General features: G+C 71.6%; 15 protein-coding genes and 2 pseudogenes. 9 read left to right on the forward strand and 8 right to left on the reverse strand.

What is annotated here, in order from left to right:
• The first annotated feature begins 22 nt into the window (after positions 1–22).
• The gene (locus ACIOMQ_RS25385; protein WP_402190446.1) at positions 23–1375 is read left to right on the forward strand and encodes an MFS transporter; all 1353 of its coding nucleotides are present in this window, start codon (positions 23–25) and stop codon (positions 1373–1375) included.
• On the opposite strand, the gene ACIOMQ_RS25390 is transcribed toward ACIOMQ_RS25385, so the two are convergent.
• On the reverse strand, positions 1372–2862 hold the full coding sequence (locus tag ACIOMQ_RS25390) for a CehA/McbA family metallohydrolase (RefSeq protein ID WP_402190655.1): 1491 nt from the start codon (positions 2860–2862) through the stop codon (positions 1372–1374). The two genes, ACIOMQ_RS25385 and ACIOMQ_RS25390, sit on opposite strands and share 4 nt — an antisense overlap.
• A gap of 216 nt (positions 2863–3078) precedes the next feature.
• On the opposite strand from ACIOMQ_RS25390, the gene ACIOMQ_RS25395 reads away from it, so the two are divergent.
• The 3 genes and pseudogenes from ACIOMQ_RS25395 to ACIOMQ_RS25405 all read left to right on the forward strand — a co-directional run bounded on the left by ACIOMQ_RS25395 (position 3079) and on the right by ACIOMQ_RS25405 (position 4767).
• Positions 3079–3924 (forward strand): LLM class F420-dependent oxidoreductase, encoded by an 846-nt coding sequence (locus tag ACIOMQ_RS25395; RefSeq protein ID WP_402190449.1) that lies wholly within the window; start codon positions 3079–3081, stop codon positions 3922–3924.
• A gap of 55 nt (positions 3925–3979) precedes the next feature.
• Positions 3980–4294, forward strand: a pseudogene (locus ACIOMQ_RS25400) (XRE family transcriptional regulator); the annotation flags it as partial.
• Between the two features lie 2 nt (positions 4295–4296).
• Positions 4297–4767 (forward strand): NUDIX domain-containing protein, encoded by a 471-nt coding sequence (locus tag ACIOMQ_RS25405; protein WP_401266251.1) that lies wholly within the window; start codon positions 4297–4299, stop codon positions 4765–4767.
• 206 nt (positions 4768–4973) lie between these two features.
• Here the strand turns inward: ACIOMQ_RS25405 and ACIOMQ_RS25410 are convergent, their stop codons facing one another.
• Positions 4974–5645 (reverse strand): HAD family hydrolase, encoded by a 672-nt coding sequence (locus ACIOMQ_RS25410; RefSeq protein ID WP_402190453.1) that lies wholly within the window; start codon positions 5643–5645, stop codon positions 4974–4976.
• Between the two features lie 259 nt (positions 5646–5904).
• Between ACIOMQ_RS25410 and ACIOMQ_RS25415 the strand changes: the two genes are divergently transcribed.
• The 4 genes and pseudogenes from ACIOMQ_RS25415 (at position 5905) to ACIOMQ_RS25430 (ending at position 11970) form a co-directional block, all read left to right on the forward strand.
• The gene (locus tag ACIOMQ_RS25415) at positions 5905–7386 is read left to right on the forward strand and encodes a penicillin-binding protein 2 (protein WP_362199441.1); all 1482 of its coding nucleotides are present in this window, start codon (positions 5905–5907) and stop codon (positions 7384–7386) included.
• Positions 7387–7534: 148 nt separating this feature from the next.
• On the forward strand, positions 7535–10576 hold the full coding sequence (locus tag ACIOMQ_RS25420) for a hypothetical protein (protein WP_402190457.1): 3042 nt from the start codon (positions 7535–7537) through the stop codon (positions 10574–10576).
• An 11-nt stretch (positions 10577–10587) separates the two neighbouring features.
• Positions 10588–11009: pseudogene (locus ACIOMQ_RS25425) on the forward strand (ATP-binding protein).
• A 106-nt stretch (positions 11010–11115) separates the two neighbouring features.
• On the forward strand, positions 11116–11970 hold the full coding sequence (locus ACIOMQ_RS25430; RefSeq protein ID WP_362199450.1) for an NmrA/HSCARG family protein: 855 nt from the start codon (positions 11116–11118) through the stop codon (positions 11968–11970).
• Positions 11971–12381: 411 nt separating this feature from the next.
• Here the strand turns inward: ACIOMQ_RS25430 and ACIOMQ_RS25435 are convergent, their stop codons facing one another.
• The 4 genes from ACIOMQ_RS25435 to ACIOMQ_RS25450 all read right to left on the reverse strand — a co-directional run bounded on the left by ACIOMQ_RS25435 (position 12382) and on the right by ACIOMQ_RS25450 (position 14978).
• Entirely contained in the window at positions 12382–12798 is a 417-nt protein-coding gene (locus ACIOMQ_RS25435; protein WP_362199453.1) for an RNHCP domain-containing protein, read from the reverse strand.
• A gap of 38 nt (positions 12799–12836) precedes the next feature.
• On the reverse strand, positions 12837–13238 hold the full coding sequence (locus ACIOMQ_RS25440) for an RNHCP domain-containing protein (RefSeq protein ID WP_362199456.1): 402 nt from the start codon (positions 13236–13238) through the stop codon (positions 12837–12839).
• 481 nt (positions 13239–13719) lie between these two features.
• Positions 13720–13956 (reverse strand): hypothetical protein, encoded by a 237-nt coding sequence (locus ACIOMQ_RS25445; protein ID WP_362199459.1) that lies wholly within the window; start codon positions 13954–13956, stop codon positions 13720–13722.
• 287 nt (positions 13957–14243) lie between these two features.
• Complete coding sequence (locus ACIOMQ_RS25450) at positions 14244–14978, reverse strand: HAD family hydrolase (RefSeq protein ID WP_401943530.1); 735 nt, start codon at positions 14976–14978, stop codon at positions 14244–14246.
• Positions 14979–15218: 240 nt separating this feature from the next.
• On the opposite strand from ACIOMQ_RS25450, the gene ACIOMQ_RS25455 reads away from it, so the two are divergent.
• Positions 15219–17801, forward strand: coding sequence for a bifunctional FO biosynthesis protein CofGH (locus tag ACIOMQ_RS25455; protein WP_401266263.1), 2583 nt, complete (start codon positions 15219–15221; stop codon positions 17799–17801).
• 456 nt (positions 17802–18257) lie between these two features.
• Here the strand turns inward: ACIOMQ_RS25455 and ACIOMQ_RS25460 are convergent, their stop codons facing one another.
• Both ACIOMQ_RS25460 and ACIOMQ_RS25465 read right to left on the reverse strand, forming a co-directional pair.
• Positions 18258–18659: a winged helix-turn-helix domain-containing protein gene (locus ACIOMQ_RS25460; protein WP_401943433.1), complete on the reverse strand. Its 402-nt coding sequence runs from the start codon at positions 18657–18659 to the stop codon at positions 18258–18260.
• Positions 18634–19176, reverse strand: a complete 543-nt coding sequence (locus ACIOMQ_RS25465; protein WP_402190461.1) for a hypothetical protein — start codon at positions 19174–19176, stop codon at positions 18634–18636. The genes ACIOMQ_RS25460 and ACIOMQ_RS25465 overlap by 26 nt, the downstream gene beginning before the upstream one ends.
• Between the last annotated feature and the right edge of the window lie 544 nt (positions 19177–19720).

Consider the following 19720-nt stretch of genomic DNA (forward strand, 5'->3'; position numbering starts at 1 on the left):
GGGCGGTCGCAACGCGCGGATCATGCTGCTCGCCCTGGCCGTGGACCGGACCGGATCGGGGCTGTGGGCCGCGTCCTCGGTCCTGTATCTCACCTTCGTGACGCATCTGAGCGCCCAGCAGATCGGGGTGCTGCTCGGCGTGGCCGGAGTCGCGGGCATCGCGGGCTCCCCGCTCGCCGGACGGCTGGCCGGCCGCTTCCCGGTGCGCCCGCTGCTGATCGGCTGCCACCTGCTCCGCCTGGTGACGCTCGCCCTGGTGCTGATGTGCGACGGCTTCGACGCGCTGCTGCCCGTCGTCGCCGTCACCTATCTGGGAGACAGGGCGGCGAAGACGCTGGAGATGCTCTTCGCCACCCGGACGGCAGGCGCGCGGCGCGTGGCCTATCAGGCGCTCTCCCGCAGCGCGGCCAACGCGGGCTACGGGCTCGGCGCGGGGATCGCGGCCCTCGGTCTGGCCGTGGGGACCGGCGGCGCCTACCGGGCCCTGATCCTGGGCAACGCGCTCTCCTTCCTCGTCGCGGCGGTGCTGGTGTGGCGTACGAACGAGCCGCGGGAAGAGACCGTCGAGGTGGCCGGAGCCGCCAACGGGCCGCGGCCGGAGCCGCAGCCGGAGCCACTGCGGTCGGAGCCACACCCGCAGCCACACCCGCATCCGCAGCCACACCCGCATCCGCAGCCACTGTCGCAGTCGCAGCCACACCCGCAGCCACTGTCGCAGCCGCAGCGGCCCGCCCGCAGGGCCAGTCCGTGGCGGGACCGCGGCTACCTCACGTTCGTACTGCTGGACATTCCGATGAACCTCGACGACTCGGTCCTCGGCGTCGGTCTGCCGCTGTGGCTGGTGAACCGCACCTCGGCGCCGCACGCCCTCGTCCCCGTCTTCCTGGTCATCAACACCGTGATGGTCGTGGCGCTCCAGATCAGCGTGTCGGCGCGGGCCGAGGGGCCGCGCCGGGCCACGCGGGCGGTGCTGCTGTACGGGGGCCTGATGTTCGTGTGCTGCGCCTTCCTGGCCGTGGCCACCCGGGGCGGGACCTGGGTGGCCACGGCCGTACTGCTCGCCGCGGCACTCGTGGTGACCCTGGCGGAGCTGATGCGCTCGGTGAGTTCCTGGGAGCTGGCGGTCCTCCTCGCGCCCGAGAACGCCCGCGCCGAGTATCTGGGGGTGGCGGGGATGTCCCAGTCCATCCAGAAGTCCGCCGGGCCGCCGCTGCTGACCGGCGTGGTGATGGCCGCCGGCCCGGCGGGCTGGCTGGTGCTGGGTGCGCTGGTCGCTGGCCTTTCGGCCGTCCAGCGACGAGCGTGTGTACGACGGCTTCGCACGCTCGCGCCACCGGCCGCGCAGGGGACCGCCCGCGCAGCGACTGCTCCCTAACCCTCCAGGGACACCGGATTGGTGAGCGCCGCCAGTGCCCCCGGCAGCCCCGGCACCGTCGCCGGGTGCCGGACCTCGGCCCGCACATAGGCGGCGTAGGCCGGCGTCGTACTCCACTCCACCGTGCCTGCCCCCGACTCCGGCAGCGCGGCCGTGAACAGCGTGCCCTGATCGGTGACGAAGTGCGCGGTGCAGCCGGGCGCCCCGGTCGCCTCCAGCCGTACGGTGACCGGGGTGCCGTCCCCGTCCACCCGCAGCCGCTCACCGATCCCGGCGTGCCGGCCGCGCCCGCCCGAGGCGCCGAAGGACAGGCTCACGGCGGACGACTCGGCGATGTAGGAGCGCCCGGCCCGGATCCCGGCCACGATCGCCCTGCGCGACAACTCGTCGGCGAGGACGACGGTCTGCGGCAGCCCCACCCTGTCCGGCTCCCGGTGCGCGTCGCTGTTGCCCATCGCCGGAACCCAGGGCTTCGACGAACGGACCGCCGCCACAAGGGAGTTGTCCCACTCGGCGAGGGCGATCTCGTCCTCCGGGGTGTACGCCCCGTTCCACACCTCCACCGCGTCCGCCTCGCCGAAGCCGAACTTCCAGTGGCAGCCGATGCAGGTGGCGTGCGGATGCGCGGGCACGACCAGGCCGCCGGCCCGGCGCACGGCCTTCGCGTAGTGCCCGAACCGGTTGTCGCGGGCCCGGTAGCGCCGGTCGATCCAGGTGCCCGGGTCGGTCGCGAGCGCGATCACATGCCCGTTGCGGGTGGTGATCTCCTCGCCGGTGAGGACCAGCAGATCGTCACCCCACAGTCCGCCCCACGCGCCGTGCGCGGAGTACGTGTTGTGCTCACTGCTGTTGATGAAGTCGAGCCCGGCCGCGCGTGCGGCGGCGGCGATCTCGGCCGGGGTGCGCCTGCCGTCCGAGTGGACGGAGTGGAGATGGCAGTCCCCGCGGTACCAGGCCCGCCCGCGCCCCTTCGCGCGCTCCGGCGGGTACACGGGCTTCGGCGTGGACCCGGTGGGCCCGAAGCGCAGGGTGACCGTCACCTCGTACGGGAGCCCTTCCGGGGCGACGGTGTACGGCCCGAGGGCGATGTTCCAGGTCCCTGCCCGCACCGGCCCCGCGATGTAGCCGGGCGTCGCCTCGTCCGCCCGGATGAAGAAGGCGGTGCGCGCCCCGCCGGACCATCCGCGAAACCCGCGCCCGCCCAGCTCCGTGCCGCGCTCGTCGAAGATGCCGATGTCGAGGGCGTTGCCCTGCGTCCCGGCCGGGACGGGCGTCTTCCCGTACGTGTACGAGACGGCGATCTCCCGTACCCCGCGCGGGACTTCGACCGGCAGGTAGACATAGTCGGGCGACCCGGCCGGCAGGGTGCCGCGCACGGTCCTGGTCCGGTCCGGGGCGCCGTCCCCGGTCGCGGCGTCGGCGAAGCTCACAGTTCCCAACGTCAGAGCGGTGGCGGCCGTTCCGACGAGAAGGCCGCGCCTGGCCATCGGACGGCCGTGGGCGGATTGCGGTACGGGCATACGGGGCTCCCCGGGGGTGTCGTGGCGGTCGAGGGGTGACCTACCCGACCCTGGCCGCGAGCCGTGAACTCCGGGGAAACGGCGGGAGGAATGGCCGGGACCCGCGCTTCCGGACGCTCGGCTTTCCGTACCGCACGGCATACGTTGGGGCCGTCACCGGACCACGACGGAGGTGTCCTCCCCATGCGGATCGCCACGACGATCTTCCTCACCGATGAGACGATCACGCCGCTACGGCTCGCCCGCGAGCTCGAACAGCGCGGGTTCGCCGGGCTCTGGCTGCCCGAGCACACCCACATTCCGGTGAGCCGGGACACGCCCTACCCGGCGGGCGGCGAACTCCCGCCGGAGTACGGCCGCACCCTCGACCCCTTCGTCGCCCTCGCCCAGGCCGCCGCGGTCACCGAACGCCTCGCCCTCGGCACCGGCATCACCCTCGTCGCCCAGCACGACCCGATCGACCTGGCGAAGCAGATCGCCACCCTCGACTATCTCTCCGGCGGCCGGTTCACGCTCGGCCTCGGCTACGGCTGGAACGCCGAGGAAGCCGCGGACCACGGGGTGAACTGGTCGACGCGCCGTGAACTCGTCCGCGACCGCATGGCCCTGATGCGCGCCCTGTGGGCCGACGAACCGAAGGCGTACGACGGAGAGTTCGGCTCCGTCCGGGCCAGCCACGCGTACCCGAAGCCGGTCCGGAAGCCCCGCGGCCCGGTGAACGGCCCCCGCACCCTGATCGGCGGCGCGGCGGGCCCGAAGCTGTTCACGCACATCGCGCAGTACGCGGACGGCTGGCTCCCGATCGGCGGCCGCGGCCTGACGGAGTCCGTACCGAAGCTGCGCGAGACCTGGGAGTCGGCCGGCCGCGACCCGAAGCAGCTCCAGGTGGTCCCCTACGCGGTGCTCCCGAGCCCGGGAAAGCTGACGCACTACGCGGACCTGGGCATCGAGGAGGTCGTCCTGCAACTGCCCCCGGCGGGAGAGGCGGAGGTGCTGAGGGCGCTGGACGCGTACGCGGAGTATCTGTAGCGACCGAGAGCGGTTCTGAGAGCCCGTCCCTCTTCGGCCCGGATTCCGGATTCCCAACCGCGTCCAAGCCCGCGGCCAGGAGGAGCGGTTCGGCCACGGCATCGAATCCCGCTGCCGCCTCGCGCTCATGCACTACAGGCCGCTCGCCACCCCCGGAATCGAAGTCCGCACCCACGAAACCACGCTCTGCAACTCCCTCTACCGCGCCGACGACCAGCAACTCGTCAACGCACACCTCTGGGGCGTCAACGCGTACGCCGCCCCCGTATAGCACCTTCGACGACACGAAGCAGGCGGCATGTTCGACACCTACGCCAACAGCTTCGACGCCGTGTGGACGACGGCACCCCCCGTACGGGAGGAAGGCTGATCATGGTCCGCACCGAGTACTACGACGACCCGAACGCGCCCAAGCCGAACAGCATGGTCGTCGCCGCATCCGCCGTCGTCACCGACGATCACGGGCGCATCCTCCTCCAGCGCCGCCGCGACAACGACCTATGGGCCCTGCCCGGAGGCGGTATGGACCTCACCGACTCCCTGCCAGGCACGGCCGTCCGCGAGGTCAAGGAAGAGACCGGCCTCGACGTAGAGATCACCGGCCTGGTCGGCACCTACACCGACCCGAAACACATCATCGCCTACACCGACGGCGAGGTCCGCCGCCAGTTCAACGTCTGCTTCACCGCCCGCATCACCGGCGGCCGGCTGGAGATCTCCGACGAGTCCACCGAACTCCGGTTCGTGCCGCCGGACGAGATCGAGCAGTTGCCGATGCACCACACCCAACGACTCAGGCTCCAGCACTTCCTGGAACAGTGCGAGAAGCCGTACCTGGGCTGAACCGTCTGACGGCAGTGGATAGGTTCTCTGCTCTGTTCCGTCTGTTTCTGCAGATGCAGGACGGGAATAGCGCTGCCTGTTTCAGAGGCCCCACCGAGAGTGATTTCGTGGGGCCTCTGTGCCGTCTGACGGCAACGGTGACGGCAACGTCAGCGGACGACGGCTGTGGCGGGCGGTCGTAGCGGCCTTCCGTTCGGCGGAGTTGCTCAGCGGGAGAGGGAGAGTTCGGACAGCAGTACCGGCAGCTTGCGCATGTCGTCGAAGACCACGGTGTCAGGGCCCTCCAGCCAGTGTGCCGGGGTCAGCCCGCCCGCGTAGCCCAGGGACCGCATGCCGGCCGAACGGGCGGCCTGGACGCCGTACTTGCTGTCCTCGACGACCACGCAGGCGGCGGGGGCGACGCCCATCCGCCGGGCCGCGTGGAGGAAGAGGTCGGGGGCGGGCTTGCCGTGGGCGACCTCGCCGGCGCTGAAGATGCGGCCTTCGAAGTGGGAGTGGAGCCCGGTGCGGCCGAGGGTGTGGCGCATCTTCTCGTGGCTGCCGCTCGATGCCACACAGGTGGGGAGCGTGAGGGCGGCCAGTGCTTCGTGGATGCCGTCCACCGCGACGAGTTCGGCGTCGACGGCATCGCGGTGGAGCTGCTCGAAGCGCTGCTGCCAGGCTGCGGACCGGCCCGGCAGGCGGGCGTCGATCAGCTCGCCGATGGATACGTTCGACCGGCCCACGAACTTCTCGACGACCTCGTCCGCCGTCAGCGGCCACCCCAGCTCGGCGCCCACCTGGACCTGGACGCGCACGGCGATTCGTTCGCTGTCGACGAGTACGCCGTCGCAGTCGAATATGACGAGTTCAAGGGGAGGCGCAGCCGTCGTGGTCATCCGGACAGGATAAGGACGGCGGGCGGCGGGCGGTGGACGGCAGGCGGTGGGCGGTCGGCGCAGGCGCGAGGAGGACAGGGTCGACCTCTGAACGGCCACGGCCACGCCCACGGCCTGCGCACCCGGCCGCGTCCGGGACGGCCCGCACCTCCCGGCCGGAAGGGCCCGCACGGATGGTTGCCGGTGCAACCATCCGTGCCTAACCGGCATCCTTATTCATTAAGGATCAAATGGGTTATGGGAACGGGAGTGGATCACGATGAACAGGCCGTTGCGGCGCATAGCCATATTCTGCGGGCTGCTGGTGATGGCGCTGCTGCTGCGGGCGAACTGGCTCCAGTACTTCCAGAGCGAGTCCCTGGCCACTCACGAGAAGAACCGCCGGGTGAAGATCGCCCAGTTCGCCACCCCGCGCGGCGACATCATCGTGGGCAGCGACGCGATCACCGGATCCAAGGCGGTCGACGGAACGGACTTCAAGTACCGGCGGACCTTCAAGCAGGGCCCGATGTACGCCCCCGTCACCGGATACGCCTCCCAGGCGCAGGGCATGTCCCTCCTGGAGAAGACGTACGACAACATCCTCAGCGGCCAGGACGACCGCTTCGCGTTCCGGCACGCCAAGGACATCATCACCGGCGAGCAGCGGCGCGGCGGTGATGTGATCACCACGATCGACCCGAAGGCACAGAAGGCCGGCTACAAGGGACTGACCGACCTCGGCGCGCGGGGCGCGGTCGTCGCGCTGGAACCGAGCACGGGGAAGGTCCTGGCCCTGGTCTCCACTCCCTCGTACGACCCGTCCGTCTTCGCCGGGAACTCGTTCAAGGAGGGGGACAAGTTCCAGGCGCTCGTCAAGGACAAGAGCAAGCCGCTGGCCAACCGTCCGCTGCGGGAGACCTTCCCGCCCGGCTCGACGTTCAAGATCCTCACGGCGGCCGCGGCCCTGGAGAACGGCGTGGTCACCGACGTCGACGCGCGGTCCGACGCCGTCTCCCCGTACCCCCTGCCGCTCTCCACGAACAAGATCGGCAGCGAGGCCGGCGACGCGGTGTGCAACAAGGCGTCCATGAAGACCGCGATGCAGTACTCCTGCAACAACGTCTTCCTCGACGCGGCCTCCAAGGTCGGCGCCGAGAAGATGCGGGAGACCGCCGAGAAGTTCGGCTTCAACGCCGATGTCTACTCCGACGAGTTCGGCGACATGCTCGCCACCAAGAGCCTCTACCCGAACAAACTGGACAAGCCCGGAACCGCGCTGACGGGCATGGGGCAGGGCAGCCTCACCAGCACACCGATGCAGATGGCGATGGTGACGGCCGCCCTCGCCAACGACGGCAAGCTGATGCAGCCGTACATCGTCGACGAGCTGCGCGGCCCCGACGTGTCGGTCCTGGAGAAGAACGAGCCGAAGCTCAAGAGCCAGGCCGTCTCCGAGGAGACGGCGAAGAAGGTCCGGGAAATGATGGAGTTCACGGCCAAGGAGGGCAGCGCCAAGCGCGCCCTGATCGACGGCGTCACGGTCGGCGGCAAGACCGGCACGGCGCAGCGCGGCGTCAACGTGAACGACGAGGTGCCGTACGGCTGGTTCGTCTCGTACGGCAAGACCGGCGGCAAGTCGGTGGCGGTCGCGGTGTTCATCGACCCGACGGACATGGACATCTCCCGATCGGACATCTCCGGTGGCCGCCTGGGTGCGCCGATCGCGAAGAGCGTGATGAAGGCGGTCCTGGGCAAGTAGCCCCCTGGGACGCGTGTGCGATCATCGTGTGCACTCTTCTTTACGAGTCGCGCACATCTCGCTTGTGTCCCGGGCCGTCCCGCGTTCGCGCGTCGTTCGTGAAGCCCCCCGGCAGAAGCGCACACTCCACCGGTCCGGGGGGAACGGAATGCCCAGCTACCCACGCACGGCGGCGAGATCCGAGAGATCGGCGGGATCGGCGGCGTACGCCACGCTGTTGCTCGCGCTGTCGGTCCTGTTCGCGCTGCTGATACCCGCGGGCGCCGCGCAGGCGTACGCCCCCACGGCGGCGGCCGACACCAGGGCCGACACCACGGCGGCGGCCGACACCAGGGCCGACGAGGACTGTGCCGCCCTGCCGCTCTCCGGCCTCGGCGAGGACGACAGCGAGGGCTGCGTACTGCCCGGCGACGGCCCCTACCGGGCCCTCTCGCAGGTCGGCGAGGCCGAGCACGGCTTCCCCGCCGAGCACACCCTCGCAGTCGGCCGCATCTCCGACCCGGCCGACTGCGCCCACCCGGCGCTGAACGGATACAACTCCGGCCCCACGGCCGCCGACCCGGTCCACGGATGCCGGACCTTCACCGCCCCCGCCGCCGGACGCTACGACGCGTACGCAGTCCACGACGGCGTACGCTCCCTGCTCGCCGTGTACGGCCAAGGCGGCAGGACCGTCTGCGAGACCTGGGACGTCTGCTCCCTCCCCGCCGCCGGTGACTACACCGTCTTCACCGACGCCCCCACCCTCGTCATCGACCACTCCGCCACCACCGGCTGCGAGCCGGTCGAACTCGGTGTGCACAAGTCGCAGTTCACCGTCGGCGGGGAGATCGACTGTCTGGCCCTGCCGCTCCCCGAGGGCGCCCGGCTGGCGGTGCTGGAGCCTCTCTTCGGGCCCGCGCCCCACCCGGACGTGACCCTCGTCGACGCCGATGGCATCCAGCGCTGCGACCCGTCCCGCCTCGCCGACGGGACCTGCGGACTCACCGGCAAGGCCCCGTTCCGCGCCCTGGTCTCCACCGACAGCTACTCCAAGCCGACCGGCCCGTACACCCTCGCCCTGCACCGCACCGACGCGGCGGCCGACTGCCCGGCCATCCCGGCGGGCGACTTCACCGCGACCGGCCCCACCGCCCGCGTCACCACCGGTGACGGCGTCTTCTCGCGCTGCCTGAGCATTCCGGCGAACGACCACAGCGCCCAGGAGAACATCCAGCTCCAGGCGGCACCCGGCACCAGGGACCTCGCCCAGTTCACCGTCCTGGACGTCCAGGGCAAGCAGATCTGCTCGGTCCGCCCCTCTGTCTCCACCTGGACGACCTGCGCGCTGACCCCGGGCGTCGCCCACACCGTGCTGGTCACCGGCCGCGACATCCCCGCCGAGTACATCCTGACCCGCCGCGACGTCACCGCGACCGCCAAGGGCTGCACCGCGAACCCTGCGACGAAGCCCGGCGGCCCGTCCACCGGGGGCACCCTCGGGGCCCCCGGCGAGCTGCGCTGCCGCCAGGTCACCACCGCCGACGCCAAGGACACCCTGCACATCGACGTCCGCGACCCGCTCGGCACTGCCAACGTGGTGGTGCACGGAGACGACGGCACCCCCCTCTGCAACAAGAACCAGGCGTGCGCCGTCACCGGCTCCACCCACTACCAGGTCCTGGTCACCGTCCCCGCGACGCTGAAGGCCCCCGGCTCGTACCGTTTCGATGCCCTGCGCATCGCGGGCCCGGACGGACCGGCCGCCGAGTGCGACAAGTCGCAGAGCATCGCGTACGGCTACGGCCCGGTCACCGGCACCCTCGACGAGGAGCACACCGCCTTCTGCGCCGCGCTGCCCACCGTGTACAGCGACCGCTTCACGATGGAGATCAGCGACACGACGGGCGCCACCGATACGGCGGTGCCCGCGCTGTACGACCCGAGCCTCGACAACGGCTGCACGTACTCCGCCTCCAGCGGCTACTCGTGCAGGGTGATCGAGAGCTACTCCAGGGAGCTCACCCCGAGCATCCTGGTCCTCTCCCTGCCGGAGAGGGCCTCGCAGACCTCCTACCGGGCCGAGGCGGTCTGCCCGGGGCTCTGCGGCATGGAGCGGGTGACCGTCACGAAGCTCACCCCGGCCACTGGTGTCTCCGGTACGAGGACGACGGTCGCGGTCACCGGCACCGCCCTGCACAAGGACCACCGCCTCGTGCTGCGGAACTCCGGCCGGGAGATCACCGGGACCACCGTCTCCGTCTCGCCCGACCGCCGCACCCTGACCGCCGAGCTGGACCTGACCGGCGCGGCCGAGGGCGCCTGGAGCGCGAGCGTCATCACGCACAACGGCGCGGAGTACTCGCGGGGCAACTTCACCGTCACCTCGGCCCCGCTCCGCAACAGCGCCCTCCCGACGATCGGCACCACCGCCCGCGTCGGCGACCATCTCACCGTGTCCCCCGGCACCTGGACCCCCGCCCCGGCCTCGTACGCCTACCAGTGGCACGCCGACGGCCTGCCGATCACCGGCGCGACCGCCACCGCGTACACCGTCCCGGTCTCGCTGCTCGGCAAGAAGATCGGCGTCACCGTCACGGCCCGCCGGGCCGGCACTCCGGACGTCCCGGCCACCTCGGCGGCGCTCACGGTCGCCAAGGGCGCGGCGCCCAGGGTGACGACCACCCCGAATATCACCGGCACCGTGAAGGTCGGCGCCAAGCTGACCACCACGAGCGGCAGTTGGACGCCGTCCGCCACCTCCTACGGCTACCAGTGGAAGGCCGACGGCAAGGCCGTCAAGGGCGCGACGGCGTCGACGCACACCGTCCCGGCGTCGCTGCTCGGCAAGTACATCACCGTCACCGTCACGGCCCACCGCACCGGTCACGCCGACGGTTCCGCGACGCCCGCCTCGGTGAAGGTCGCCAAGGGCAGCGCGCCCAAGGCCACCAAGCAGCCCACGATCTCCGGCACCGCGAAGGCGGGCCGCACCCTCAAGGCCGCCCACGGCACCTGGACGCCCGCCCCGACCTCGTACGGCTACCAGTGGTACGCGAACGGCAAGGCGATCTCCGGCGCCACCAAGTCCTCGCTGACGCTCAAGTCTGTCCAGCGCGGCAAGAAGATCACCGTGAAGGTGACCGCCCGCCGCACCGGCCACGCCAGTGGTTCCGCCACCAGCAAGGCGACCAAGGCGGTCGCCCGCTGACGGTTGGTGAGGTGAACGTCGAAATCACCCTTGTGGGCGCCGAGTTCGTCCAGCGCTTCAGTGCCACCCGTCGCGGGGCACGGCTCGCCCGTCGGCTCGCTGTGCACCAACTCGACGGGGGGGTGTGCCGTACGGGAGCGAGCTCTCCGAGGACGCCGCAGTGATCGTGTCCGAGCTGGCGGCCAACGCGGTGCTGCACGGGCACGTGCAGGGACGGGACTTCGAACCGAGGCTCGCCTGCCTCGCGGACACGCTCCGTATCGAGGTGTCGGACGCGCGGGGTGAGCGGGGGCCGGAGCAACGTGGCCTCCGGCCCGGCGCGGAGTCCGGGTTCGGCCTGCACCTGGTCGAGGCGCTGGCCACGTCCTGGGGGGTCGCCGACCGGGTCGTGGGCAAGACGGTCTGGGCCGAGTTGCTGACCGGTCATCATTGACGCAGAGGCGAAACGGGGCCGACGCCCACCGCCCGGGGCCCTCCCGGTGGCAGGTCCGGCCGCTGCTGGTCAGCATGGACCCATGCCCCTCGATCAGGGAGAACCCATGTCCATCGCGGTACTCGGAGCGACCGGCGGCCAGGGTGGCGCGGTGGTTGCCGCCCTGCTGGAGGCGGGGCACGGTGTGCGCGCCGTGGTGCGCGATCCCGGCAGCGGGCGGGCCAAGGCGCTGGCGGCAGCCGGGGCGGAGGTGGTCGCGGGAGATCTGTTCGACGCGGCCTCGCTCGCCGAGGCGTTCCGGGGCGCGTCGGCCGCGTTCGCCGTCACCACACCGTTCCAGGACGGTCTGGACGCGGAGGTGGCGCAGGGCGCGGCGATCGTACGGGCCGCCGAGGAGGCCGCGCTGCCGCATCTGGTGCTGGCCTCGGTCGCCAGCGCGGACCGCGGCACGGGGGTCCCGCACTTCGAGACCAAGGCCAGGACCGAAGAGCTGCTTGCCGGCTCCGGGCTTCCGGCGACGGTGGTGGCGCCGACCTACTTCTACGACAACGCGCTGGGCGCCCTGGACGAGGTCGCCGCCGGTGTCCTGACCATGCCGATTCCCGGGGACACGCCTCTCCAGCAGGTGGCGCGGCAGGATCTCGGCCGGGTCGTGGCCGCCATCGTGGCCGATCCGGGCCGCTGGACCGGGCAGCGGATCGAGGTGGCGGGCGACGATCCCACGCCGCTCCGGATGGCCGAGGAGATCGGCCGGGCCGCGGGCGGCAAAGTGGCGTTCCGGCAGACGCCACTGGAGGACCTGCGCACCGCCAACCCCGACATGTACGCCATGTACAGGTTCCTCGCGGGCACCGGTTACCAGGTGGATCTGGGGGCGTTGCGGAGCCGGTTTCCCACGGTCCCGTGGACCTCGTACGCCGCCTGGGCCGGCACCCAGGAATGGCCGACGCCACGCGGGTGATCCCCGCCTCTACCCGGGCGAGGAGGCCGGAGGCGCGGGTTCGGCAGGAACCGGACGCCGTCGGTGGTGGCGAGGGGGTGGCGTGGGCGCGCCTGTCGCGGTCGTTCCCTGGTGGGATGGCGCCGGCTGTGTGCCCCCATCGGAGGAACGTGACACATGGGGTCGTGGGTGTCACGTTATTCGTCCGCCTCTACCCGGGCGAGGAGGCCGGAGGCGCGGGTTCGGCAGGAACCGGACCCCGCCGGTGGTGACGGGAGGGCGGCGCGTGCCCGCCCGTCGCGGTCGTTCTCCGGTGGGATGACGCCGGCTGTGTGCCCCCCATCGAAGGAACGTGACACATGGGGCCGTGGACGTCACGTTGGTTCGTCGACCCCTGCCCGAGCCGGGCGGCTCGGGCAGAGATCGCGCGCGTCACAGCATGAGCAGCGCCCGTACCGGGACGAGGGAGTCCGACAGGGGGCGTACGGCCATGCGCATCAGCGCCAGGGCGTTGTCGTCTCCCGCGATGCGGTTGGCACTGAGCTCACCGCAGGTCAGGCACTCGTGGATGAGCGTCCATTCCCCGTCCTGCCGGACGGACAGGCTGAGCGCCGTCATCCGCCCGCGGCAGTCGGCGGCCCGGTCGCCCGGTATCCGCAGATCGACGTGCAGGCTGGTCAGGCAGTGCGGGCAGTGGTTGCGATGGGCGGTGCCCGGTGCGGTCAGCGGTACGTCGAGCCGACAGCCGACGCAGCGGAACGCGTCGCCGTGAGCGCCGCCCGGTCCGTGCAGGACGTCCTTCCGTCTCTGCGGGCGGTGCGACGACCGCCGGGGTCCACGTCGTGGCATGGGGGTCCTCCGTCCGTTCCTCGGTCGCTTCCGGTGGCTCACAGATCGCCGAACGCTTCGAGCGGGAAGGGCGGTTGGGCCAGTGGGCGGACGGCCATCCGCATCAGGATCAGCTGGTTGTCGTCCCCGCAGACCGGGTTCGAGGTCAGCTCGTCGCAGCGGGTGCAGCGGTGGATGACCATCCAGTCACCGGTGCGGAGCACCGCGATGGAGATCGGGGTCATACGCGCCCCGCAGTCGGACGGGCCGCCCTCGACGTGGTCGAGGCAGTGCTTCGAGTGCAGGCAGCTGGGGCAGTGGTTGCGACGGCTGCCGTCGGGCGCGAGCGTGGCGATGGTCAGCCCGCACCACAGGCAGGTGAAGGTATCGGTCCTCAGGTACGCGCTGGCGCCGTGGTGGGAGGAGTTGGTCGTACGGTGCTGGGGGTTGTCGGTGGACACCCGGGTTTCTCCTTGCCGAAGAGGATGAGCAATGCAGCAGGGGAGTACCGAGCAGCCCTCAAGGCGGAGGCCGGAGAGGCATGAGACGTCGGCCGGGGATCACACACTGACGGGAAGGACGCGCGTATGGGTCAGGGCGCGTGGGTCAGTGCGATGCCGCGGGCGTGCGCATGCACGCAGCTCCGATCGCCCCGGCGCGGATGAAGACGCGGCGAGGGAGGCTCGGAACTACTGGCCGGGGCATACATCAACTACTTTCCAGGGCGAATGCCCCTAGGTCACCGACGGTCGTACACCGTGGTCGAGGTGCGAGCACCGTAGCAACGCACCCCCACCGGATCCAGCGATTATCGGGCGCGCACGTGTGCGGGGTGGCCCGGCGGGACAGCGGGCCGGGCCACCCCGGGGAGGGGGGAAGACGCGTGTTCAGGAGCGACTCGGCGGCCGGATCGAACTCCTGCCGGATCCGTTCCCGGTGGGATCAGTAGCGCACCCACAGCTCGTAGACGCCGGCCTTGCCCTGGAACGGGGTGCAGAAGTACAGCGCCCCCCAGATGTCGCCGCCCGCCTGACCGGCGGCCTCGCACTCGGCGAGCGAGGCGTGGTGGCTGCGGACGTAGAAGCCCGGCGGCACGGCGGAGGCGGTGGAAGCACTGCCGAGCAGCAGCGCGGTGGCGGCGCATGCGGTCACCGCGAGGGCGGCGATACGTCTGTGCATGTCAAGAACTCCTTGTCCCGCCGACGCACATGACGTTGCGTCGGCGTAGGGGTGGAGAAGAACCGAGGGCGCGCGCCGCCAGATGAAGGTAGCGACCCGGACGCATGTGCACAATAGGTCTGGACCAATGGGTGGACAGGTCGGCGCTCCCGGCCCGTTCCGCCCAGAGGGGGACGTCACGCGTGACGCCCGGTCGGCCGGGCGGCGGCGCCGCCCTCATGCGCCGGGCGGGCCGGATCTCCGGGTCTCGCCTATGTGCCGGGCGGGCCGGATCTCCCGGTCTCGCCTCATGCGCTCGGCGGGCCGGATGCCCCGGTCTCGCCTACGCGCCGACGGGCCGGCTCTCCCGGTCCGGCCCATGCGCCGGAAGGGCCGGATTCCCTGGCCTCGTTGATCAGTGCCGGCAGGTCCGTCAGCGCGTCGATGCGCCAGTCCGCCGTCTCCACCACGTCCGGATGGTCCGCCCACCAGTGCCCGTACGCGCCACGGCGGACATGCGCCGCGCGCAGGCCGAAGGACTTGGCCGGGAACAGGTCGTTGGCCGGGTGGTCGCCCACGTACAGGGTGCGCTCCGGGGCGGCCCCCGACGCCCCCAGGACCCGTGCGAAGAACTCCGGATCCGGCTTGGCCACGCCCCACTCGTCCGAGGTGACGACCAGGTCCGCGGGCAGATCCAGCGCCCGCAGCAGTTCCCCGGCCCGCACCGTCTGGTTGCCCGCGACCACTACCCGTACCCCCAGCGCGCGCAACTCCGCGAGGGCGGGGCGGACATCGGGGTAGAGGTCCGTCTCGTCGAGGTGCTCGCCGCGCCCGGCCGCCGCGCGCGCCAGGTACGCCTCCTTGACGTCCATGCCGGGGCGCAGGAGGCGCAGTGCGTCCGCGCTGTCGCGGCCCTGGGTGACCGCCGCGCCGACCAACGCGCTGAGCGTGTGCGGGGGGACGCCGAGCCAGTTCGCCCAGGACGCCCAGTAGCGGTCGTCGCGTACGAGTGTTTCGCCGATGCCGAAGACGATCGTTTCCATCACCGTCCCGACCCTACGGCCCGGAAGGGCCCCGACGGCCCAGGCGCCAGGGCCGGACCCGCGTGCGTCGGCCGCGCCTCCGCTGCCCCGCGGCAGTCCGCGTCCGTGCTTGCGCTGCTCCCCGGCCGGTTCTCTGCCGCGCCCCGCGCCGCCGCGTCCGCCTCCGCGCCGCGTCCCTGGCCGGAGTCCCTGGCCGGAGTCCCTGGTCCGGGGCGTGTGCTCCGCTCGTATGCTCGCTTCATGACCGATCCTCAGCGCGGACGCCCGACCACCAATTCCATGCGGCGCGCCCTCAAGCGGGCCCGCGACGGTGTCGCCCTCGATGTGACCGAGGCCGCCGTCCTGCTCCAGGCGCGGGGCGACGACCTGACGGATCTCGCCGCCTCGGCCGCCCGGGTCCGCGACGCCGGCCTCGAAGCCGCGGGCCGGCCGGGTGTCATCACGTACTCCCGCAAGGTCTTCATCCCGCTGACCCGGCTCTGCCGCGACAAGTGCCACTACTGCACCTTCGTCACCGTCCCCGGCAAGCTCCGGCGTGCGGGACACGGGATGTTCCTGTCGCCGGACGAGGTGCTGGCCATCGCACGCGAGGGCGCGGCCATGGGCTGCAAGGAAGCGCTGTTCACGCTGGGCGACCGGCCCGAGGACCGCTGGCCCGAGGCGCGGGAATGGCTGGAGGCCGAGGGGTACGACGACACCCTCGCCTACGTACGCGCCATGGCGATCCGCGTCCTGGAGGAGACCGGCCTGCTCCCGCACCTCAACCCCGGCGTGCTGACCTGGACCGATCTCCAGCGGCTCAAGCCCGTCGCGCCCTCCATGGGCATGATGCTGGAGACGACGGCCACCCGCCTGTGGTCCGAGCCGGGCGGCCCGCACCACGGCTCCCCGGACAAGGAACCGGCCGTACGCCTCCGCGTCCTCGAAGACGCGGGCCGCTCCAACGTCCCGTTCACCACCGGCATTCTGATCGGGATCGGCGAGTCGTACGAGGAGCGCGCCGACTCCCTGTTCGAGCTGCGGAAGACCGCCCGCGCCTACCACGGCATCCAGGAAGTCATCGTCCAGAACTTCCGCGCCAAGCCGGACACCGCGATGCGCGGCATGCCGGACGCCGAACTGGAGGAGCTGGCCGCGGCCATCGCCGTCGCCCGGCACATCCTCGGCCCGTCCGCCCGCATCCAGGCACCGCCGAACCTCGTCGACGCCGAGTACGCGCTGCTCATCGGCGCGGGCATCGACGACTGGGGCGGCGTCTCCCCGCTCACCCCCGACCACGTGAACCCCGAACGCCCCTGGCCCCACATCGACGAACTGGCCGCCAGGACCGCCGAGTCCGGCTTCACGCTCCGGGAACGCCTCACCATCTACCCCGAGTTCGTCCGGCGCGGCGAGCCCTGGCTCGACCCCCGTCTCCTCCCGCACGTCCGCGCCCTCGCCGACCCGGAAACAGGGCTGGCCCGCGAAGGAGCGACCCCCTCCGGCCTGCCCTGGCAGGAACCCGACGAGGAGTTCGGCGCCACCGGCCGCACCGACCTGCACCGCACCATCGACACGGAGGGCCGTACCGGCGACCGCCGCGAGGACTTCGACGAGGTGTACGGCGACTGGGAGGCGCTGCGCGAGGCCGCCGCCCCCGGCATGGTCCCGTCCCGCATCGACACCGACGTGCGCCAGGCGCTGAGCCGGGCCGCCGACGACCCGACGAAGCTCACCGACGACCAGGCCCTCGCCCTGCTCCACGCGGACGGCCCGGCGCTCGACGAACTGTGCCGGATCGCGGACACCCTGCGGCGCGACGTGGTCGGTGACGACGTCACGTACGTCGTCACCAGGAACATCAACTTCACCAACGTCTGCTACACGGGCTGCCGCTTCTGCGCCTTCGCCCAGCGGCGTACCGACGCCGACGCGTACACCCTGTCCCTGGACCAGGTCGCGGACCGGGCCGAGCAGGCGTGGGACGTCGGCGCGGTCGAGGTCTGCATGCAGGGCGGCATCCACCCCGACCTGCCCGGCACCGCGTACTTCGACATCGCGCGGGCGGTGCGGGAACGCGTCCCCGGCATGCACGTCCACGCCTTCTCGCCGATGGAGGTCGTCAACGGGGCGACCCGCACCGGCATGTCGATCCGCGACTGGCTGATCGCGGCTAAGGAGGCCGGGCTCGGCTCGGTCCCCGGCACGGCGGCCGAGATCCTGGACGACGAGGTCCGCTGGGTCCTCACCAAGGGCAAGCTGCCGACGGCGACCTGGCTGGAGGTCATCAGGACCGCCCACGAGGTGGGCCTGCGCTCCTCCTCCACGATGATGTACGGCCACGTGGACCAGCCCCGCCACTGGCTCGGCCACCTGCGGACCCTGGCCGGCCTCCAGCAGGAGACCGGCGGCTTCACGGAGTTCGTCACCCTTCCCTTCATCCACACCAACGCCCCGGTCTACCTGGCGGGCATCGCCCGTCCCGGCCCGACCGACCGCGACAACCGGGCCGTCACCGCCATGGCCCGGCTGCTGCTCCACCCGCACATCACCAACATCCAGACCAGCTGGGTGAAGCTCGGCACCGAGGGGGCGGCGGAGATGCTGCGCTCGGGCGCCAACGACCTGGGCGGCACGCTGATGGAGGAGACCATCTCCCGTATGGCCGGGTCGAGTTACGGCTCGTACCGGTCGATCCAGGACCTCGTCGCGATCGCGGAACTCGCGGGCCGCCCGGCGAAGCCGCGCACGACGCTCTACGGAGAGGTGCCGCAGGAGCGGGTGGCGGCGGCCGCCGCGTCCGACGGGCACCTTCCGGAGCTGCTTCCCGTGCTGCCGAACTGAGCCGCATGGCCCCAGCCAGGCCGTGACGCCGCTCGATGCAGCAGATCACCGAGGACCGCAGACGGGCCTCGCGCATCGGCCGGACGGCCGAACTCGACGTCTTCCGGGGAAACTTCGGCCTTTCCCCGGAAGACGATCGACGCCGCTTCCTCTTCCCCGTCCGGGGCAACGCGGGTGCGGGAAAGACCTCCCTACGGGAGGGAGAGGGAGCGCGTGGCGCAGGAGTGCGGGGCCCTCACCGCCTGCGCGGACGAGTCGGCCGACTCCGTCCCCGCCCGGTGGCCGGACTACTGCCCCGGTGGCCGGACTACTGCTGGGTCCTGGTCCGCCGGGCCCACGTCCGGCGCTTCCTCGGCGACAGCGCGGGGGTACTGGCCGACCTGGACCGGGCGCTGGAGACCGACCCGGCGTACGCGTGGGCGCGGGCGCAGCGGGACCGGCTGAACGGGCCGGACCTCACCCGAGGCTGCCCTGCCGGCCGATCGCGTCGTCGCCGCGCGGCGAGTCCGTCCGGTGCGCCGGGCCGGCCTGGGCTCTGGAGCCCGCCGTTCGGGCTGTGGCGGCGATGTCCTGGAGCGCCGCGATGTGCCGGGCCAGCGCGAGCCGGCCGGCAGGGGTGAGCGACAGCCAGGTGCGGGGGCGCTTGCCGACGTAGCCCTTGCGGACGGTGAGGTATCCGATCTCCTCCAGGGCGGAGGCGATCTTGCTGAGCACCGAATCGGACACCTCGCAACTACCGCGCACGGTGGCGAAATCCGCCTCGTCGCACGCGGAGAGAAAGGCGACGACCGTCAGCCGGGTGGGATGGTGGATCGCCGCGTCGATCACTGGCCTATCCGACTCGGACGCGCTGGTCATCCGACCTCCAGGAGTCTTGCCGAAGCTTCTTCCGGATCGACCTGTTCCGGTTGGCGAACACGGCCCAGGCGCCGAGTCCCAGCGCGGCGAACACAACGATCCTGGTGAGCGCGGGATCGGCGCCGAACTGCCGGCACAGTCCGTACGCCGCGACCGCGGTGGCCGGCAGGAGCAGGAGGGGAGCCGCCGCCCGGCGCAGACGTGCGGACAGTGCCACCCTGATTCCCGCCCTTCGCCTGGCGGCCTGGACGAGCAGGAGCACCACGGCCAGACCCACGAGCGAGATCAGAAGAGAGAGCAGCGCCGCCCAGCCGCCTCGTCCCTCCATCCAGGCTTCTCCGAGGGCCGGAACGATCAGCGCCGCAGCCACCGCGGGGCCGTACCAGGCGGGAGTCAGCCCGGCCCTGAGGCGGGCCAGCTCCCGGGCCGCGTCGATGTCCCGCAGGGCATCGGCCGCGAGATCGCCCGACAGGGGGACTTCGCCCGCGTGTGAGGGGGTGGATTCGGGTGATGGCATCGCGTCTCTCGGCCTTCTCGTTGCTGTGTGACCTGCCTGCCTTCACATCCTGGCATGTACTTTCCTAGAAGGAAAGTGCCTGATCGCGGCTCTCCTGCCCGCCCTCGTCTTCTCCTGGGCCCGGTCCGGGTCCGGCCCGGACGAGGCAGGAAGCCGGAGGTGTGCGGGGTGGCGCCGAGCGCGGCGTCGGCCCGGCCGCGGATGCAGCCGCCGGTCATGGGGCAGTCGAGGGCGTTGTGCGCCGGGCGGCGAACCCCACGAACGCGGCGCACCGACGCCCCCGGTGCGGGCGCCGGCGTTCCGCCCCCTTCACGCGGACGGCTCAACTCGGCGTGCACGCGGTCGACTTCGGCGTACCCCCGGCAACGAACGGGCTGCCGGGGGAATGGCTCTCCGCTCCGTATTCGGCAGGTGGGCACATGAAAGTCTCCCCTTTCCTCTTGTGCAGATTTGGTAATGCTTCAAGGGATTGGTCATGTCTATCTGGCGTACCTCCCATAGGGCTTCGATGTCGTCTTTTTCGAAGCTTGTCACTGTTCGGCAT

Origin of the sequence: Streptomyces sp. NPDC087845 (assembly GCF_044742755.1) — a bacterium.
Classification (GTDB): domain Bacteria; phylum Actinomycetota; class Actinomycetes; order Streptomycetales; family Streptomycetaceae; genus Streptomyces.

What these genes read in the sequence shown, in the direction of transcription:
- ACIOMQ_RS25390 (WP_402190655.1), bottom strand. Translation starts at nt 2,862, where the DNA reads ATGGCCAGGCGCGGCCTTCTCGTCGGAACGGCCGCCACCGCTCTGACG.
- ACIOMQ_RS25435 (WP_362199453.1), bottom strand. Translation starts at nt 12,798, where the DNA reads ATGCCACGACGTGGACCCCGGCGGTCGTCGCACCGCCCGCAGAGACGG.
- ACIOMQ_RS25395 (WP_402190449.1), top strand. Translation starts at nt 3,079, where the DNA reads ATGCGGATCGCCACGACGATCTTCCTCACCGATGAGACGATCACGCCG.
- ACIOMQ_RS25385 (WP_402190446.1), top strand. Translation starts at nt 23, where the DNA reads ATGCTGCTCGCCCTGGCCGTGGACCGGACCGGATCGGGGCTGTGGGCC.
- ACIOMQ_RS25445 (WP_362199459.1), bottom strand. Translation starts at nt 13,956, where the DNA reads ATGCACAGACGTATCGCCGCCCTCGCGGTGACCGCATGCGCCGCCACC.
- ACIOMQ_RS25460 (WP_401943433.1), bottom strand. Translation starts at nt 18,659, where the DNA reads ATGACCAGCGCGTCCGAGTCGGATAGGCCAGTGATCGACGCGGCGATC.
- ACIOMQ_RS25450 (WP_401943530.1), bottom strand. Translation starts at nt 14,978, where the DNA reads ATGGAAACGATCGTCTTCGGCATCGGCGAAACACTCGTACGCGACGAC.
- ACIOMQ_RS25405 (WP_401266251.1), top strand. Translation starts at nt 4,297, where the DNA reads ATGGTCCGCACCGAGTACTACGACGACCCGAACGCGCCCAAGCCGAAC.
- ACIOMQ_RS25430 (WP_362199450.1), top strand. Translation starts at nt 11,116, where the DNA reads ATGTCCATCGCGGTACTCGGAGCGACCGGCGGCCAGGGTGGCGCGGTG.
- ACIOMQ_RS25455 (WP_401266263.1), top strand. Translation starts at nt 15,219, where the DNA reads ATGACCGATCCTCAGCGCGGACGCCCGACCACCAATTCCATGCGGCGC.
- ACIOMQ_RS25420 (WP_402190457.1), top strand. Translation starts at nt 7,535, where the DNA reads ATGCCCAGCTACCCACGCACGGCGGCGAGATCCGAGAGATCGGCGGGA.
- ACIOMQ_RS25410 (WP_402190453.1), bottom strand. Translation starts at nt 5,645, where the DNA reads ATGACCACGACGGCTGCGCCTCCCCTTGAACTCGTCATATTCGACTGC.
- ACIOMQ_RS25415 (WP_362199441.1), top strand. Translation starts at nt 5,905, where the DNA reads ATGAACAGGCCGTTGCGGCGCATAGCCATATTCTGCGGGCTGCTGGTG.
- ACIOMQ_RS25465 (WP_402190461.1), bottom strand. Translation starts at nt 19,176, where the DNA reads ATGCCATCACCCGAATCCACCCCCTCACACGCGGGCGAAGTCCCCCTG.